Source organism: Hyphococcus luteus, assembly GCF_002943565.1.
GTDB classification, from domain to species: Bacteria; Pseudomonadota; Alphaproteobacteria; order Caulobacterales; family Parvularculaceae; genus Hyphococcus; species Hyphococcus luteus.
Map to the genome: position 1 here is coordinate 712,374 of NZ_PJCH01000005.1, position 14,877 is coordinate 727,250.

General features: G+C 54.8%; 10 protein-coding genes. 6 read left to right on the top strand and 4 right to left on the bottom strand.

Going from position 1 to position 14,877, the window contains the following annotated elements:
- Entirely contained in the window at positions 1 to 1,836 is a 1,836-nt protein-coding gene (locus CW354_RS08385) for an asparagine synthase-related protein (RefSeq protein ID WP_104829553.1), read from the top strand.
- A gap of 6 nt (positions 1,837 to 1,842) precedes the next feature.
- Here CW354_RS08385 and CW354_RS08390 read toward each other — a convergent pair whose 3' ends face one another.
- The 4 genes from CW354_RS08390 to CW354_RS08405 form a co-directional block, all read right to left on the bottom strand.
- Positions 1,843 to 4,374, bottom strand: coding sequence for an alpha/beta hydrolase family protein (locus tag CW354_RS08390; RefSeq protein WP_165793597.1), 2,532 nt, complete (start codon positions 4,372 to 4,374; stop codon positions 1,843 to 1,845).
- Between the two features lie 95 nt (positions 4,375 to 4,469).
- Entirely contained in the window at positions 4,470 to 7,238 is a 2,769-nt protein-coding gene (locus tag CW354_RS08395) for a TonB-dependent receptor (protein WP_165793598.1), read from the bottom strand.
- Between the two features lie 278 nt (positions 7,239 to 7,516).
- Complete coding sequence (locus tag CW354_RS08400) at positions 7,517 to 8,545, bottom strand: FecR family protein (protein ID WP_104829556.1); 1,029 nt, start codon at positions 8,543 to 8,545, stop codon at positions 7,517 to 7,519.
- Positions 8,542 to 9,120 carry an RNA polymerase sigma factor gene (locus tag CW354_RS08405; protein WP_165793599.1) on the bottom strand — a complete coding sequence of 193 codons (579 nt, stop codon included), beginning with the start codon at positions 9,118 to 9,120 and terminating at the stop codon, positions 8,542 to 8,544. Before CW354_RS08405 ends, CW354_RS08400 begins: the two co-directional genes overlap by 4 nt.
- Before the next feature lie 442 nt (positions 9,121 to 9,562).
- Between CW354_RS08405 and CW354_RS08410 the strand changes: the two genes are divergently transcribed.
- The 5 genes from CW354_RS08410 (at position 9,563) to CW354_RS08425 (ending at position 14,861) form a co-directional block, all read left to right on the top strand.
- Entirely contained in the window at positions 9,563 to 9,994 is a 432-nt protein-coding gene (locus CW354_RS08410) for a helix-turn-helix domain-containing protein (protein ID WP_104829558.1), read from the top strand.
- A 464-nt stretch (positions 9,995 to 10,458) separates the two neighbouring features.
- Positions 10,459 to 11,799 carry a tetratricopeptide repeat protein gene (locus CW354_RS08415; RefSeq protein ID WP_104829559.1) on the top strand — a complete coding sequence of 447 codons (1,341 nt, stop codon included), beginning with the start codon at positions 10,459 to 10,461 and terminating at the stop codon, positions 11,797 to 11,799.
- 291 nt (positions 11,800 to 12,090) lie between these two features.
- Positions 12,091 to 12,228 carry a hypothetical protein gene (locus CW354_RS23360; RefSeq protein ID WP_165793600.1) on the top strand — a complete coding sequence of 46 codons (138 nt, stop codon included), beginning with the start codon at positions 12,091 to 12,093 and terminating at the stop codon, positions 12,226 to 12,228.
- 89 nt (positions 12,229 to 12,317) lie between these two features.
- Entirely contained in the window at positions 12,318 to 13,010 is a 693-nt protein-coding gene (locus tag CW354_RS08420; RefSeq protein ID WP_104829560.1) for a lasso peptide biosynthesis B2 protein, read from the top strand.
- Positions 13,011 to 13,022: 12 nt separating this feature from the next.
- Entirely contained in the window at positions 13,023 to 14,861 is a 1,839-nt protein-coding gene (locus CW354_RS08425; RefSeq protein ID WP_104829561.1) for an asparagine synthase-related protein, read from the top strand.
- The last annotated feature ends 16 nt before the right edge of the window (positions 14,862 to 14,877 follow it).

Below are 14,877 nucleotides of genomic sequence, written 5' to 3' on the forward strand. Positions count from 1 at the left end.
ATGCATGCATTTATCGCCCTCTTATGGCACGCTGATCATCCCTCAGCGTGCCATTCAGCACACAAATTTTTGGGACGGATGGAGCAGGCCTTCGACGCCGATCACCCATGTATCAAAACTCCCGGCTTCATGCTGTTCGATCTAGGTTCAAATACCACGCGCGATACCATCATTCGTGTTAACGGGGCTGATCACAAACCGGTCGGCGCCATATTTGGCACGCTCTTTAGGCGATCTAATGCTCTGGCTCCAAGCCGCCCCATAACGAATTTTGCGCAGGATGAAATGCTACGGCTTTCGCGGTCTAGAAATGAATGCGTGCTATCGGACTATTGGGGAAGCTACTTGGCATTTCATTCGGATCAAGATGGAGGTTCCGTTATTGCGGATCCAACATCTTCGATTCCTTGCTTCTTCCTAGTGCATCAGGGGGTATTGATTGTGTTTTCTCACCTAGAGAAATGCACATTCATTGATCCAGAATCACTTTCTCTAAATTATAAATTCGTTTCTGATCTGCTAGCCTACGACAAAATTCAAAGCGGAGCGACGGGCTTCAACGAAATCCAGGAACTACGGGGTGGTGAAAAACTGGTATTCCACGGACCAAGGCTATCAAGACATCTGATATGGGATCCTCGCGTCATTGCCTCTAACCATATCGCGCCATGTTACGAAGACGCAGCCGCCGAATTGCGCGCAATGACACGGTACGTCGTTCAGTGTTGGGCCTCCGCATTTGAGCAGACGACTGTGAGTCTGTCGGGTGGGCTTGATTCCTCCATTGTCCTTAGCTGTTTGTCAGATACTCCTTTCGCGTCGAACGTGCGTGCAATTCACTTCGTGATGGGAACCGATGACCTGACTGAAGTCAAGTTTGCACGGGCCAGTGCCTTAAAAGCAAAATTGCCGCTAAAGGAAATCCAATTTGGCGCGCTCAATTTACCGCGGCTAGATAGCCATCCACGGTCAGCGCGACCATTTCGAAAGTTCCTTACTCTCATTCCGAAGCTGGCAGATATTGCCGATATTCTGAGTCCCGATTCAGCAATTCTTACTGGACAGGGCGGCGATCACTTGTTCCGAGCCAGAACTACAACGCTGGGCTTTGCAGATTTTCTAATAGATAGCGGCGTATCGCGCAACGCGTTGCGCGAATTGTTGAATAGCGCCCGATTGTCCAGAAAATCGATTTGGGCGGTACTGAGGGAAGCAATTCCATCATTGGCTCTGGGAGCAAGGAAAAGCACGCTGATAACGGGAATCGAGCACGCTTGCACGCCGGTCAACAGGAGTGCGCTCGCTAGCCTAGATCCAAGGACCTGCGCCCCAGTCTGGGCGTTAGAGGCAAACGGCCTCCCTCCCGCTAAATTTGAACAGGTCAGCACACTGATTCATTTGTTTCTTGTGCGAGAAACTTTAGATCAGCCATTTCATAGGAATTTTGTTCACCCACTAATATCGCAGCCACTGATCGAATTATGTCTGAGATTGCCTATCTACTTGCTTAGCTGGAACGGCGTTAGCCGCGGGTTGGTTCGCGAAGCGTTCAAAGGCGAGATTCCCGATTGCGTTCGAACTCGAACGGCAAAGGGAGCATCAACCCAGTTTTTCGTTAAACAGGTAACGTCCAATATTGTGGAGTTGAGGGAAGCCCTTCTGAATGGAAGACTTGTCGAAGCGAAATTACTGTCCAGAAACGACGTATCAAAATTTGCGACCGTCGAATCTGTGCAAACGCATGAATTTGGGCACAAGATGCTTATCTACTATACAATAGAGGCGTGGCTAAGAAATTGGATCGAAAAATTGGAGAACGTTCGTACATCGGCCTAGTAATAGTTATTCCTGACTCACGCTTTCTGCCAGGAATGCGTCTACCCTTTGCCAGAAGTCGATAATGTTTGCCGGCGATGAGAGTGCGTGACCTTCGCCCCAGTAGCGAACGTAGCGGGCATCTTTATCGGCTCGCTTTAGCGCTCCGAACATCTCATCGAACTGCGACATTGAAAAGCTGTCCATATCGGTCCCGACCAGCATAACCGGACACTCTATTTTCGGTGCGAGAAAGGCCGGGCTATTTCGATAGTAAACTTCCGGAGCGATAAAAGGTGTTTCTCCTATTCCGAATTCCCCGCCTTCGATTTCGTCATAGCGACCAAAATTTCCGAATAACGATCCGTAGACATAGGAATATATGCCATTGGGGCCAAAATAATGGCTGAAAAGATCGGCCCAACTGTTTGCTGCAATGACGGCTTTGTATCTGCTGGATTGCGTTGCAACGTAGAGCGCCGACACGCCCCCCTGACTGAAGCCAAATAGCGTCACCTGATCGGGATCGGCTATTCCTTGGTCGACAAGCGCATCGACCCCGGCATCTGTAACTTCATCCAATCCCGCGATAGGCCCATCTTCTGTCGTAATAAACTCGCTGGGAGTGGCGAGACGCGCATAAACATAGCCCCGACTTGCCCATAGATAAGCAGAATATGGGTCTGGATACGAGAATTTCCCCATGGTGTTTGAGCAATCTGGCCGCGCGCCCGGATAAACATCCACTATTAAGGGAAGCCGCTTCCCGGGAACATAGTTTGGCGGTAGCAATACACAGCCATTGATCGTTTTAGGCGCGAGCGTGCTTTCAGGGTCAGCGATCACATAGGTAATGGTCTTCCAGCTTCCGAGATCAATCCCCGAAAGGTGTACATTCAAATCTGCGATGCCTCTTTCCTGATTGGTTGCATCGGCAACTACAGCCAAGCGAGTCGCTAGATTGTCTTCGGTGCTCAATAGGAGCGTCCGGGCGTCAAGGCTTCCCGCCATCGGGTGTACTTCCGAAGTTTTGGCAGGGACGATGATGTTTTGCCCATCTCGACCGGCACGGAGATCGATCATTGCAACCTTAGTCTGTCCGTCGTAGCGAACATTGAACAGAGCTCCATTTTGGAATTCTGGACGATTTACTCCGCTTGCAGTCGAAAATGTACCGGGCGGAAAATACGTAAACGCGCCAGGTAGATCAGGCGTTAATTTGATACGCCTTCCGTCGGCGTCAACTCGCCATACTCCTTCCTGTCCAAACACTGTAATTGCCGCCTCGCTCGCTTGTAATAATATTGGCGAGACGCTCTTGATCGTGGCTGTGAGATTGCGATGGGTTCCAGCAGGCGCGAGTGCGTACCAGTCTGCTTTGGATAGACCGTTTTCTTCGAACCCTCGATAAGAGAATCTGGGCGCTTGAGCTTCGTCGTTCGGGATTTCGCGGGCATAGACAGCTAAGTTATCGCCAAGGAAGGCGGTTCGTTCCGGCCGCTGCATCCACCCCCGCTCTCGCTCCGACGCCAAGTCTAGTCCGATATGGTCATATCGCGTGACCTCCCCGGAGGAGAGGTCAATAGCATAGAAGCGGCCATTGCGAGGCTCATCGCCAACTCTCCAACCAAATGCAGCTAGGCGTGTCCCGTCTGGCGCCCATTCAACTGTGTAGGGAAAGAACTCCAATCCTGGGGCCAGCCTACGCTCGTGGTCGATTGTAAGGTCAAAGACCGACAAAGTGTAGGAACGGGAATCTGTGGTGACTAGCGTATCTGCACTAAGCGGCCGAGGTTTGGAGACAGCTAGCGCAGCCATATAACGGCGATCCGGAGACAACTTTAAATCTGCATACAGTCCGATTCCAATCAGTTGTTCTTTGCCAGTTTTGGCATTGGCTAGGATCAATGCGCCGTCTTCTTGTTGATCGGACTCGTCTTGAATTTTTGTTCGCACTTCGCTTGCCGTGCTCGCCGCGCCTTCCCATGCGTCATGCCAACGCCGGTAAAGTGTTTCTCCGGTATATCCTCGAACGCTTGTGAACATCGGCTCGCGACCATCAGGGAGTGCGGCAAACACAATCTCTTCGTCAGATATCCACAGAGGATTGTGACTTCCAGTTCGATCAAATGCCGGCGTGGATTTGAACTGCACCGACATATCCCGCGCCATATCGTACGCCGAAATGGATAAGTCACCCCGATAATACTGCATGATGGCAAGGTAACGTCCGTTTGGCGAAAACCCTTCTATGTAACTGCTCGGTCGTGGATCGAGGCTAGGCAATAGCTCTGGCTGTCCTCCCTTCTCTAAATTATATCGCCAGATTTGATGTCCAGATTTCGCGAAAGCATAGGTGCGGAAGCTATAGTCGACATTTTGATTGTACGGGCGTAGGCGCTCATACATGAGCCAGTTTCCGGTCGGATCGAACAGTGCGCCGCCTAAACCTTCAACCGCGAGCATGTCGTCAAGAGTGAGCTGCCTCGGTTCTGAAAGTGCGGAAATCCACGATGCGGCTAATGCTGTGATCGTCGCCAAAACGCCTGCGCGGACCATCCTACTCATAGGAAATACTTTCATGATCTGTGGAAAGGGGCGCCTTAATGGCGAAGACGCTACAGAGTGCGCCTTCGCCTAGAGAGTATGAGCTTCTAAAAGCGCTTCGCGATCTCAACCATTGCAAACCGCCCAATCGGAGAAGCATTGGTTGGGTCATAGCCTGCTATCCGATAGGCGCCCAAGGTCGGCGTAACCGGCGGGGGTTCATCAAAGAGATTTGACACGCTTAGGCTTATCCTTACACCGCCTAACCAATCGGATCTCTCGCGGTCAAACCCATAAGAAAGCGTACAATCGACTGTTGTCCAGGAATTGATGGAAACAGCATTAGTCGACTCGTCCGATTCATAACTGTCGGTATAGTTGATAATAACCGCGCCGGAGAAGGCGTCCCGCGACAACCCGAATTTAGAGCGGATTTTGAGATCAACCGGATTATATAGTGTGTTCAGGGTTGCGACTTCAGGTGTTGAGGGGGCCGCTTGCTGAACGAATTCTGCGATATAATTGGCGTTCAGCGATGCAGAGACGTTTCCAAGTGCTGTGTTCCAATCGCCATCAATATGAAAGTCAAACCCGCTCGTATCGATCGATGAGAGATTCCTGGTGATGCTCGCGTTGTTGATGATAGCTACTTCATCGAGCTGAGCGCCGAAGTTCAAGTTCGGATTATACTGCACAGCATACTGATTGATCTGATCAAGCGTCGGAAAAAAGAGAATCGTGCCATCTGGGAAAGACCCTGGGCTGTCGCTTTCAATAAATGGTGCGAATGCCGGATCTTGGTTCAACGGAATAGGAACGCGACCCAATCGATCATCAAAGCGAAGGTCATAATAGTTCAAGCTAACGGAAATGCTTTTGTCAGACCGACGTTGACTATATTCAACGCCTGCGGTGAACGCCTCAGACGTTTGCGGCTTCAAGTCGTCTGCAGTACCGAAGGTCAAGAAGTAAGCTCCATCTTCCAGAGCCGGGTACTGTCCAGTAAGCCCCAGCGCGCCGAGAACGAACGAAGTGGGGTAAACGTCACCGGCGCTGGTCAACGAGCCGACCCGCCCAAGAGGTGGGGGAACAAAGGAAGTGCTATATGTGCCGCGCACTTTTAGGCCAGAGGCGGGCGACCATAACAAACCAACCTTCGGATTGGATGTGGAGCCGAAGTCTGAGTAATCGTCGAATCGTGCTGACAAATTCACCTCTAGCCGATTGATGCCTGGAAGTTCGTTCCCGGCACCGACGACAGGAATCAGCATTTCGGCATAAAGTGCTGAAACGTCACGCGAACCTTCGGCAGTCCTACCATTCAGGCTCGTCTCGCTTGAAAACTCCTCATTGCGGAGATGACCGCCAAACGCCGTCTTCACTGCGCCACCAGGCAATGAGAAGAGATCTCCTCGCAACACAGCGTCGAGCGACGAAGTAGACGCCTCCACCTTTAGCACCGAGGACACCGGTCGATTAGATCCTGACGCCAAAGTCTTGTTGTCGAGCTTGCTATATGTAGCATCGAGCGAGACCGACCAAACATTTGACAAGTCATAGTCTGCACCACCGTGCGCGACGAGACTTTTCGTGTTTGCATCGGACGACTGAGTCACTATCGGGAACTGGGTCGTAGTGCTTTTGCTATCCACCGAGCGCCTGGAATAGAGAACATATCCAGATGTCGAGAGTGATGCCGAGACTTGCTGCTTAGCAGAAACCAAGCCGCTGAAGCGATTCTGAGCGGGCAATAATTGGAAAAGATCCAGATCTTGAAGCTGGCTGCCGTTGGACAACTCAGGGCTCGAAATCTCTGGACGGTCTGCGAGGGTCAGATTTGTGCGATCAAGGACTTCCGCAACAGCCAGAACATTGCCCCCAGTCCATGATCCACCGACTGTTTGGCTAAGGCGATACTCATTCAAACCACCATCGGTTACCGATCCATATCGGGCTGTCGTTTCCGCACCGTCAAAGTCATCTCTTAGAACAAAATTCACAACACCGGCCACGGCGTCTCCGCCATAAATCGAAGACGCGCCATCTGTGAGAATATCAATCCGCTCTAGCGCCGAGACCGGAATAAGGGATATGTCGACAAAGTCCCCAATTGCCGATGTCGGTGCAAGACGGCTCCCATTGAGAAGAACGAGTGTGCTTCCCGATCCCAGACCACGAAGGTTTGCGCCAGTGCCAAGTGTGTCGTTGGAGCCAGAGTTGGCGTCATTGGGCAAACCAACCGAAACGAACTCCGATGAGCCGCCACCAAAGTTTTGTGGCAGCGAACGCATAAACTGCTCAGTGGTCGCAGCGCCAGATTCAAGTATGTCCGCACGGGTATAGATATCGAGCGGCGAGCTTTCCGGCGCAATCCCTTGAATAAGAGACCCTGTGATCGTCACCTTCTCCTGACGAAGCGCAGCTTCCTTCTCTTCGTCACCGCCAACCTCGTCGACTCGTACCGGCGTCTCTTCGACTGGTGATGCGCGACCCTCTTCGGGCGTTCGCGTATCAGATAGCTCAGCAGCCGCCTGACCGGCGTTCCCCATCGTCGACGGACGAACAATGATGTTTTGATCCGGCCCGGAGACGAATTCCAGCCCGCTGCCCTGGAGGAGGACCGCGAGCGCAGCCTCCGGCTCATATGTTCCCTTCAGTGAGGGCGCGGTCAGGGGAGCCACCGCCGTTTCCGAGAACATTATCGCCACGCCCGACTGCTGGCCGAAGGCTCGCAGGGAATCGCCGAGCGGGGCCGGATCAAGATCGAAATCGACCGGCTCATCCGCCAATGCGGTTCCAGTCGATAGAAGCGCCCACAGCAACGCCGCCGCGCTTGCTGTCATCGTGCCTTTTCGCACGCTCGTTTTATCCCGCATGTCATTCTCCATCCCTCAGTCGGCTGAGGGTCCCATCACCTATCGCAGCGCCCCGTGGCTGCAGATCTCAGGGGTTCAACGAGCGAGGCGACAAAGCGGACGGTGTTTTTTTATGATCGCGGCGTGCGAGATACGGGCGAGCGTGGCCGATCGTGACGCAGCCGGAACCTTCGCGCGCGGAAATTGCTTTAAATCTCAAGTCGCTCGACGAGATGTCGTGCCATGAGACGTTGTCGAAACAGGCAAGAAGAAAATTCGGCGACAAGCAGGCCGGCGGCTTAGTCTTTCGCGTCAACGATGAACGTGTCGCCGACTTCGACAACTTCAATCGGCAGATACAATCCGAGCGTCGAGAGAAATTTTTCCTGGTCTCCGACCGGGAACACGCCGGAGATGCGCTCCCGCGCAATGTCCGCATCGCCGATGCGTATCTGTCGCCGGGAGTAGCGATTGAGTTCTGCGACCGCTTCTGTGAGCGGCATATCCCGGAACTCGATGCGGCCTTCACGCCATTTCAAAGCGGTTTCTATATCTGCGGGCTCGACACGCACGGGCGCATCGCCGACGAGGGTGGCGCGCTCGCCGGGCGCGAGAATGTGACCTTCGTCGCTGTCGTCACCCTGCCCCAGGGCGTTCAGGACACCGCGAATGCCGGTCGCCGCCTTGATTTCCGAGACAACCACCGAGCCTTCAACAAGCGTGACGGAGACCTGGCCGGGCTGGGCATAGACCTCGAATTGGGTGCCGAGCGCGGTTGTCCGGCTTTCAGCCGCCGCGACAATGAATGGCCGGTCGGCATCGTGCGCGACATCGAAATAGGCCTGGCCTTCGGTGAGCGTGATGTTGCGGCGGCGCGCGGTAAAATCGATGTCGATGCGGGAATCCGTATTGAGCGTGACGTGGGAGCCGTCGGCCAGATCGATTGTACGGATCTCGCCGAGCGCGGTCTCGTAGGATTCCAGATCATGGCCTTGACGCCCGGTTGCGATCAGGAGCGTCGAACTGAGCGCGACGAATGCACTTGCGGCGAGAAGGACGCCTTTGGGATTTAGGGCGAAGCGCCGGCCGGCCTGTCTTGCTCCGTCGCCGGCGTCGTGTTCGCTGCGTCCGGCCATTTCCGAAACATCGAGCATGCGCAAGGCGTCTTCGAGTTGCGCGAAGGCGGCTGCATTTTCCGGCACCTCGCGCCAGAGGACGAATTCGTCCCAGGTTTCGATCGGCAGGTCGGTTTCCTGCAAACGGGCATGCCAATGGGCCGCCGCTTCCAGGCGGCTTTCGTCCGGAGCTGGTTTCTCGCACGCCTTCATCGGCGCCGTCCTTCGGCGCGTTCAATTGATCGCGCGATGGCTTTCATGGCGGCCATGAGATCGGTTTTCGCGGTTGTCGGCGAGATCGAAAGCCGCGCCGCAACGGCCTCGACGGTCAGTCCCTCATAGCGGCGCAGGTGCAGCACCTCGCGCTGGCGCGGGCTCATCGCTTCCATTGCCTGGCTGACGAGTTGCAGGGTCTGCGTGTCGATTAACCGCTTTTCCGGCGTCACGGAGCTGCTGCACGGCAACAGATGCCCGTAATCACTGATCTCAACCGAGGTATTGCGGCGCTTCGTGTCGTGCGATTTCAGGTGATCGTTCGTCCGATTCCTGAGCGCCGTATAAATGAGACGGCGCAGTTCTTCGCCCTGCTTTTCGGGATAGGCGCGCCGGATGGAAAGGAAGGCGTCGTGCACGAGATCGCAAGCGTCTGCTGCGTCCCGGATGCGAATGCGAACGAACGCAAGGAACTGATCGTAGTTCTCGCGATAGAGCGTTTCCAAATCCCATGCGGATGTGTTTCCCGGCTCGCTTCGTTCAGCAGGCTGCGCGCTTGCATCGCGCGCAGGCACCGGTCCGGAAGCTTGCGCCCCCTGTGCCGGGGATGAGGGCGACCCACGCACAGGCCCCGGCATGAAACGAGATTGACTCATGATCGTTGAGACCGTCTGAGAGTTCGGGAGCCTTCAGATGAACCTGCCCCCCTGCTTTTAGTGGGCATATCCTCCAGCGCTTCGTCAACCCCGCTTGGATAACGCCAACAAATTTGGGCGACAGCCGACCGTACACGCAGAGCGCTCGCTCCATTCATCCGAATACGCTCTTTTGAACGCCCAAGATCAAAGTGTTGCCTGCTGCGGATTAAACTTAGCACGCACAGCAGGCAAAACCGAAAACCCGTTGCAGAGTCCGCAAAACTTTAACTTGCGTGTTCACCCCAAAGATGTATCGACCTCCATTAAGACGGCAAAAAACGTCGATACTTCCGAATAATTGTGGGGAGGCATAATCCGCATGGCGAAGCCTGCGAACAGCAGAAGCGTGCAAAAGCGCAGGACCGATCCGCGGCGATCTGCGAGACGCGGCTCATCTCGTGCGCCTACCGAGATCGACAAAGGCGTCGGTGAGACTATTCGAAAGCTGCGAACAGAGCGAAACCTGACGCTCGCCGAACTCGGAAGCGCCCTGGGCATCAGCCATCAACAACTTCAGAAATACGAAACCGGCGCAAATCGATTGAGCGCAGGCATGCTCCATGCGGTTGCGACGGTGTTCAATGTGCCGATCGATGCGCTGTACGACGGCGTGCGTCAGTCCGGCTCTGAACGCACGAAAAATCCCGCGGACGAACTCCGGCGGGAATGCGCCTATTTCATCGACCGGACGAAGTCCAAAACCACGCTCCACCAGATGGCGAAAGTGCTAAAAGCAATCGCCAGCGCGTAAGTGAAACGATTTGCAACCGGTGATATACACGGCTGCGATACGGGGTGGGCGCTGTACGCAGAACTGAGGACAACAATAGCGTTTCAGCCGGAATGCGTGGCGGTTAATTCAAATCAACCAAGAGATTAATGCCGTCCCCTCTTTATAAGAATTGTTTTTATTACAAATTTCTACCTATTGGATTCTTTAATTAGTCGCACCGCAACCTCTGTGCTACGGTTACAACACCGCTGCTTTCGAATTATCGATCCTCCCAGCGAGCATTTCCGAACAACGCCCGGAAGGCGTTTGCGGCCCGGCGGCGTGCGAGGCCAAAGAGCTTCGCACGCTCAGTCGTCCCCCTGCGTGCGTCTTCTGGCTCTACAAGAAGACTACGCCGTTGACGCCGTGCTTATCCCACCTGCCTCGCTTTCCATTCCAGGTCGGCCGCAATTCCCTTTGCAATTCCGCTTGGCGGCTCGATCATGTTTGACGAGGCGGCCCCGCATAGCGAGACGAAGTCAAAGAAGACCGAGGCCTGGCGAGACGCCATGCGAGCGGGATTGACGCTTTTGTCCGGCGGAAGGCCGGAGGAAGCTGTCGCGCAAATCGAGCGCGCCGCTGGCGAATGTCCGGAGCACATTCCAACCGCGCTCAATTTAGCCGCGGCGCTGCATTGCAGCCGAGCGCATGACCGCGCGCTTGCAGCGTTCGAAGCCGTATTGCGGCGCGATACTGGTGCGCCGGAGGCGCATCACGGACGCGGCCTTGCCCTGCACGCCCTCGGGCGGCGCGAGGAAGCGCTGGAGGCGTTCCGCAGCGCCACGCGCCTTGCGCCGGGTCTCGCCCGGAGCTGGGCGTCGATCGCCGACATCACGCCCGACGAAGGGGAACGGCAGCATGCGATCGGCGAGACGGCGCGGGCACGGGAGTGCGCCTGCCATAAGGATGGCGCAAAGACACGAGATTTGCAGAAATGCGTTAGCGCGATGCTCGCGGCGAAGCGGCATGAGGACGCTACCGGATTTGTGGAAGCGAACCGCGATTATCTTGACGCGCCAACGTATCATGACCTGATGGCGCGCTGCGCCTATCGCCGCGGCGCGTTCGAAGCCGCATTCCACGCGTCATTGGACGCGCTGCACAGTCTCGATGTGCAATCGATCCCCCCTTGCCCGAAACCCAACCCCTTCGATCCGGACTGCGCCGTCGAGGTTGTGGCGGAGCTTTGCGGGATCCTCGAAGGCCAGGGCGTGCAGGGTTTCCTTGCCGCGGGGACGCTGCTCGGCATGTGGCGCGAGGGTCATCCGCTCGGCCATGACCGGGACGCGGATGTTGGCGTCATTCGCGGACCCGACATCGCAGGGATTATCCGGCGGCATCCGGATTTGATGCTGGCGCATGACGCCCGGCCAGGCGACCGGTACTTCGCACTCACCTATAGGCAGGTCGCGATAGACATATTCGTCCATGACGTGCGCAACGATCATCTCGTCTGCGGGGTCAGCGATATACCCGGCGACATTCAGTGGAGGTTTTCGCCTTTTGCGTTGCGCCGTATCGAAATCTCGGGGCGCGAATGGATGATCCCTCATGACGCCGAACGTTACCTCACAGAGAGCTATGGCCGCGGCTGGCGAACGCCCGACAAGGGCTTCGCCTCTGCGATCAACTCGCCGGCGCTTTCCGGCGTGAACGTCTACACGCGCGCCTATTACGCCGCGACGCGCGCGAAGCGCGTGCTGCTTCAGGGCGATCGCACCAAGGCGCGTGCGCTGCTGCGCCAATCCCCTGTCGCCATCGACCAAGCCGTCGTCGAAAACTAACCGGAGGAGACAGCATGCAAGAAAGTTGAATGAAGCGATTCTTGACCGCCTTTCCCGCGAAACCGTTCCGGATCCGACGATCGAATGAGCATTATTCAGTGCACTGATTGCACGATATGGACCGACCTGCGCCGCAGGCCGGATGAGGGTGCTGGAGAGCCGCAACCCATTGTTTTATCGACCCTTTTTAATATTTTTGACAATTGACTCCCCTCTGGATTGAGCAGACTTTCTCCTGGTCGCCTGACAAGCGACATCCAGCAACTCAAGTCCTCGCAAAGGAGAACTGCAATGGACAGGATCAACGAAGACCGGCTCGATGACGAATTCGAGCCGATCGAACTCGGCTCCGTCTCGGAAATGACGATGGGCGAACCCGGCGACGATGCCGAGTTCACAGGCGAAGGCAACACGAAGCCTCTGGCCTGAGCGAGCCGAAATCTGGTGGGGGTGCGGAAGCACCCTCACTCCTCATCGAAGGTCCAAACCATATTATACGCGCCAATAGAGCTACCGCCATGCCCGACAATGCCTTCTACCTTATGCAGAACGTGCATTTTTGCGATGTCGACGGCACAATTGTCTTCCTTGATGCAAATCGAAACCGGTACTCCTCGCTCACCAAAGTTCAGTCCGGATGGTTTCGAGCTCTGCAATGCGGCGAAGAATCTACGGAGACCCTCGGACTCGCGATCAGACTTCAGCAACGGGGCCTCCTCACGGCTGACAAGGTCAACGGAAAGCCAATTGCTCCCGGACAACATTCTCGAACGACCTCCTCGCTGAGTGACAAGGCGCTGTCATCAAACAAGGAGGTTGTGTTAGAGGACGTGACTCACTTTCTCTGGGCTCTGATGTCAACGTGGCTGCTATGGCGGACACAGCGATTAAAAATCAACACAGTACTGCGTGTTTCTCAGCGTTGGACGACGTCGAATGGCTCCAGTGCAGACCATGCTGATGATCGGCTCGCTCGCGCCGTATCGGCCTTCAAGCAGCTCTCCGTATTCTTCATAACGACTCACGACCAATGCCTGTTCCGAAGCTTGTTACTTGTTCGTTTTCTGGCATTGAAAAATCTCCATGCCGAATTGGTTTTCGGCGTTCGAACGGCGCCCTTCCAGGCTCATTGCTGGGTCGAATCTCGCGGCTGCGCTTTGAACGAATTCTACGATGCCACCCATGAATTCACCAAAATTCTGTCTCTGTAGGAGATTGGCGGATTGAGATCATTCATCGCAATCTTTTGGGACGAGGACGATCCCCGAAGCGACGCTTTCGCCGCAAAGGCGAAAAAAGTGACTGAAGATGCTGAGCAGGGCTCTTGCAAGTTGGTCGAGCTCCCAGGATTCGCGGTCTATGACACTTCTGAGTGCTCATCAGGAACATCGTTTATTCACGCGCGCGACCTTGATATGGAGCAGTCTGTGGCGGTGTTTGGCGCTTTGTTCGCCAAAAGCGGAAATGGCGACGCGCAACTGTCGAATTTAAAACAAGATGAGGTGGCGCGAATTTTTAAGTCCGATGGCGCATCGATTTTTGCGGACTTTTGGGGAAACTACATTTCGTTTGTATGGAAACGTAATTCCTTGTCCGTAATAACCGACCCAACGTCGTCCATACCCTGCTTTTACACGAAAATTGACGATGTGCTCATTGTGTTTTCTCACCTGGAGAAATGTCACTTCCTGAGGCCTTCGCAGTTCACGGTGAATGAGCATTTTATTTTGACCTTGTTGGCGTACGACAAAATTCAAAATGGAGAAACCGGCCTAAACGAAGTGCGAGAGCTCATGGGTGGGAAACGCCTCCGAGCCGACAGGACGAAATATTCGGAAGACACACTTTGGGATCCAAGGGATTTTGCATTGGATGTCTTTGAACCCGCCGTGGGTGTCGCCGCGGAAGCATTGAGGGAAACCGTCAAGGGTTGCGTTAAATCCTGGGCGACTACGTATGATAGCATCTCTGTGAATTTGTCCGGTGGATTGGATTCCACGATCGTGTTGTCTTGCCTGAGGAATGGAAACACTCGGTACAACGCAATTCACCATGAGCTTATGTCCGGCGATCGTTCGGAGGCCGGATTCGCGCGAATGGCTGCTGACTATTGCGGTGTCGACCTCAAAACGATCGCGACCACCTCTGATGCGTTGGTCCCTGACACTTCAGAGCACCCATTTTCTGTTCGTCCGCACCGGTCTTTTTGCTCGCAAAACGTTCTCGCGAACAACGCCGAGAACATTGAAGCGATTGGTGATGGTTTGTTCACCGGCCAAGGAGGGGATCACCTCTTTTTTGCCCGGCGCGATAGTTTGGTGTTCGCAGATTTTCTCAAGGCGCACCGGCTTTCAAGCTCTGTGGGCAGAGAGCTAGTGAATGCGGCAAAGGTTTCAAATAAGTCTATCTGGCAGGTGATGCGGGAAGCGTTTCCATACTGCTTCGGAAAGCCGCCTATGTGTAGCATCCTGAGCTCAATTCACGAGCGCACGACCGGCGTTAGTCGCAACGTGGCTGAGATTTTGAATGGAGAGTTTCACCTGCCGGACTGGGTTTTGAACGCGCGGCAAATCCCGCCAGGGAAGTTTGGGCAGATCAACAGTTTCTATCACCTCCTCCAAATCAGGAATCTCTTCGACCGCACTGGCGGCCGGGATGTCGTTCATCCATTGATGTCGCAACCAATCGTCGAACTTTGTCTGCGGACTCCGAGCTATCTGTTGTGTAGCGGTGGAACCAGTCGGGGGTTGATACGAGAAGCCTTTAAAGGTGAGATCCCGGATGAAATCCGAATGCGCGTGACAAAGGGGAGTGCGTCTCGATACTTCGTTGACCGCATTGAAAAAAACCGCACACAAATTGCGAATACTCTTCGAGACGGAAAATTGGTCCAACGAGGCTTGGTTCGGAGTAGCGATATCGATGCATTCTTGTCGGACCAGAATTACCGGCTCGGCACCTTTGGCAGGTTAGCCCTGATATATTACGCAATTGACGCTTGGTTATTGCGCTGGCTGCCGGAGGACGACGCAACGGGTCCAATTAAGCCAGCGAATGCATGACGCGCCGAGCGCTCTT

Coding starts and splice junctions, on each gene's coding strand:
- CW354_RS08415 (WP_104829559.1), top strand. CDS start 10,459: ATGTTTGACGAGGCGGCCCCGCATAGCGAGACGAAGTCAAAGAAGACC.
- CW354_RS08395 (WP_165793598.1), bottom strand. CDS start 7,238: ATGCGGGATAAAACGAGCGTGCGAAAAGGCACGATGACAGCAAGCGCG.
- CW354_RS08390 (WP_165793597.1), bottom strand. CDS start 4,374: ATGGTCCGCGCAGGCGTTTTGGCGACGATCACAGCATTAGCCGCATCG.
- CW354_RS08410 (WP_104829558.1), top strand. CDS start 9,563: ATGGCGAAGCCTGCGAACAGCAGAAGCGTGCAAAAGCGCAGGACCGAT.
- CW354_RS23360 (WP_165793600.1), top strand. CDS start 12,091: ATGGACAGGATCAACGAAGACCGGCTCGATGACGAATTCGAGCCGATC.
- CW354_RS08400 (WP_104829556.1), bottom strand. CDS start 8,545: ATGAAGGCGTGCGAGAAACCAGCTCCGGACGAAAGCCGCCTGGAAGCG.
- CW354_RS08385 (WP_104829553.1), top strand. CDS start 1: ATGCATGCATTTATCGCCCTCTTATGGCACGCTGATCATCCCTCAGCG.
- CW354_RS08420 (WP_104829560.1), top strand. CDS start 12,318: ATGCCCGACAATGCCTTCTACCTTATGCAGAACGTGCATTTTTGCGAT.